A 3,247-nucleotide genomic window follows, 5' to 3' on the forward strand; every position below is an offset into this window, starting at 1 on the left:
CAACCGGTTAACCTTCAACCGGTTAACTTTTAACCTGTTAACTTTTAACCTTCACCCTAAACAGTCCTTCAATCCATAAACCACCTGTTGCTGTTCCTCAACGGTAAGTTCTGGGAACATTGGCAGGGACAATACTTCATGGCAGACTTGCTCAGCAACTGGAAACTGACCGATTTGATAGCCTAAGTCTTTGTAGACTGGCTGCAAGTGTAACGGCAGGGGGTAATAGACCATAGAACTAATACCTGCCTGCTTTAATTTTTGGCGCACCTCGTCCCGATAGTTGCTATTGCTACTATCTTGAGTTAGGCGAATGGTGTACTGGTTCCAGACGGAGTTTCCCCCAGGGGTTTCCCGAGGCAGGATTATCTCAGGTAATGGCTCCAATAACTGGTGATACCGGGTTGCTACCTGACGACGGGCATTGTTCCAGCCATCGAGATAGGGTAGCTTTACGTTAAGAATAGCCGCTTGTAGGGCATCTAAACGGCTGTTGATGCCATTGACTTGATGGTAATAGCCCGAGCATCTGCCATGGTCTCGCAGCATCCGTATTGAGGCCGCAATAGTTTTGTCATTGGTAGTTACCGCACCACCATCGCCACAGGTTCCCAGATTCTTGGTGGGATAGAAGCTAAAGCAACCAATATGTCCAATACTGCCAACCTTTTTTCCCACCCATTCAGCACCAGTCCCTTGGGCGCAGTCTTCAATGACTGCAAGACAATGAGTCTTGGCGATATCCATCACAGCAGTCATATGAACTGGCTGTCCGAATAGGTGAACTGGTATAATTGCTCTAGTATTATGGGTAATCGCTTTCTCAATCTGATTGAGATCGATATTAAAGGTTTCGGCATTGATATCGACAAAGACTGGGGTAGCACCAACTTCAGCAATTACTTCAGCGGTAGCGATAAAGGTGAAGGGTGTGGTAATTACCTCATCACCAGGTCCGATATCTAAAGCTCGCAGGGCGAGATAGAGAGCGTCTGTACCAGAGTTACATCCAATGCATTCCAGGGTACCGGTGTAAGCGGCAAACTGTTGCTCAAAGTGCTCTACCACTGGACCACCAATATAACGTCCAGATGAAAGAACGTCACCGACAGCAGCACTGACTTGTTCTCCAATAACTTGGTACTGCCGTTTTAAGTCAAGAGGGGGTATAGTATTCACTTTTTCCTCACACCTTTAATTGCTTTTAATTAAAACAGAATTTTTCGCAAAAAGGGTTCAAATTTTACCTGCACGATCTGACACAATGGATGAAAACAAATTAGCTGTGGTGGTTGGTGGATTCTTTAATTGAACTCGATCTTAGCGATTTAGGGTGGGGATTGGCCATGATGGCGATCGCAATTGGTTTATCCAGCTGGCAAAGGCTGGGTTTGGAAGTTCAACTAGCGATCGCAACTGGCCGAACTATCGTACAACTCATTGTTGTGGGATATGTGCTGGCTGTGATTTTTGCCTTAGATCACCCGATCCCTGTTTTAGCGATCTTAATGGTAATGCTGACTATTGGTACGATTACTGCTCGAAATCGGATTAGTAACCACAAGATACCGAGGCTGTTACCGATAGTATTCAGTTCCCTGTTTTTCAGTACAGCATTGACTTTAGTCTATACAAATCTATTGATGATTCAACCAGAACCTTGGTATGCACCCCAGTACCTGATTCCCTTAGGAGGTATTGTGCTGGGCAATGCCATGAATGGGGCTGCGATCGCAGGGGAACGCTTAGTTAGCACCATTAGCAATAGCACTCTAGAAATCGAAACCCATTTAAGCTTAGGGGCAACGGGACAACAAGCAGTAGCCGGTTACCGTAAGGATGCGATTCGGGCTGGGTTGATTCCTACTCTTAACTCGATGATGGTAGTGGGACTGGTGACTTTACCGGGAATCATCACAGGTCAATTGTTAAGTGGTATTGAGCCCTTGAATGCTGCTTCCTATCAGATCTTAATTATGTTTATGCTCGCATTTACTAATTTGATCGCAACCTTATTGATCACTTATGGGTTGACACGGCAATTTTTTAATCAGTATGAGCAGTTAACGATATAGCAGTTATCAATATTGATAACTGCTATATACTCCTTACTCTTGAGGCAATTGAGCAAATTCTTCGGAATAGACTTCAATCACCATATCTGGATCATCACGCTGAGAAAGCGATCGCATAACCTGACCCAACAATACCGGCTTGGATACACCAGCTTCCGGATGGATAATCGTCCGGGCTCGAATTGTTAACTGGTTATTTGCGCCACCCAGGCGTCCATAGGAATAAAAATTACTAGCAGCTTGGCGCAGTGTCGCTTCTACTTCTGACTCTGTAGCACTAGGGGGCAAAGCAATCACCGTTTGGTTGCCACCATTATCGTAGACTACAGTATATCGGATTGCCCCTGGAATGGTAGTACGGGTAAACGGTACTAAGGATAACGAGAAAAAGCTAGCCGTTAGCACCAGCATAAACCCAGTGACTCCCACCAGGCGAAACCGGAGACCCCATTTGAAGATAAAACCGAGTATAGCAATCAAGCCACAGGCTAAAGTCAGAATACCTGCCCATTGAGTGTAGATCAGAAAATCAGCTGTTGTTGGCATAGTTTAGAGATTTAGTAATATAGCATTTTTATTTGACTTGTGAATATACTCCCTTAAGGAAAGGCAAGAGGCAAGAGTTAATCAAGTATAGAAGGATTTTTGGCCGCGCTGCATCTTAACGTAGGGTGGGCAAATTTTTATGATCTATAATACTCAAAATTACCCTACTATTTTTGCCCACCCGACCAGTAAAAAAAATCCTAATTCAATTAGGGTTAGGGTGGGCAAATTTTTATGATCTATAATACTCAAAATCACCAAACTATTTTTCCCTATCCTACAAGCTAGAGGATTTTTTGCCCACCCTACAAGTAAAAAAAATCCTAATTCAAGTAGGGTGGGCAAATTTTTATGATCTATAATACTCAAAATACCCCTACGGTTTTTGCCCACCCTACAAGCTGAATCTTACTGACTATATAAGGATTTAAGGATTTTTGGCCGTGCTGCATCTTAAAGTAGGGTGGGCAAATTTTTATGATCTATAATACTCAAAATACCCCTACGGTTTTTGCCCACCCTACAAGCTACTAGATGTTGCTTACGACTATCACGTTCCTGTTCAAAAGACGTAAATTTATCTGGTTTAGCAATAGCCCTAAGGAGTTTAGTTGAAACTGGTTTAA

At 43.5% G+C, this 3,247-nt stretch carries 3 protein-coding genes; 1 reads left to right on the forward strand and 2 read right to left on the reverse strand.

Translation table 11 applies throughout. The features are described 5' to 3' along the window. Window positions 1-51 precede the first annotated feature (51 nt). Window positions 52-1,179, reverse strand: a complete 1,128-nt coding sequence (locus F6K38_RS37765; protein ID WP_287314057.1) for a DegT/DnrJ/EryC1/StrS family aminotransferase — start codon at window positions 1,177-1,179, stop codon at window positions 52-54. 116 nt (window positions 1,180-1,295) lie between these two features. On the opposite strand from F6K38_RS37765, the gene F6K38_RS37770 reads away from it, so the two are divergent. Then, a complete protein-coding gene (locus F6K38_RS37770) occupies window positions 1,296-2,075 on the forward strand; it encodes an ABC transporter permease (protein WP_287360108.1) in 780 nt (259 codons plus the stop codon). Between the two features lie 33 nt (window positions 2,076-2,108). Here F6K38_RS37770 and F6K38_RS37775 read toward each other — a convergent pair whose 3' ends face one another. Continuing rightward, window positions 2,109-2,621, reverse strand: coding sequence for a Ycf51 family protein (locus F6K38_RS37775; RefSeq protein ID WP_008188021.1), 513 nt, complete (start codon window positions 2,619-2,621; stop codon window positions 2,109-2,111). Window positions 2,622-3,247 lie beyond the last annotated feature (626 nt).

Origin of the sequence: Moorena sp. SIO3B2 (assembly GCF_010692525.1) — a bacterium.
In the GTDB taxonomy this organism is placed as follows: domain Bacteria; phylum Cyanobacteriota; class Cyanobacteriia; order Cyanobacteriales; family Coleofasciculaceae; genus Moorena; species Moorena producens.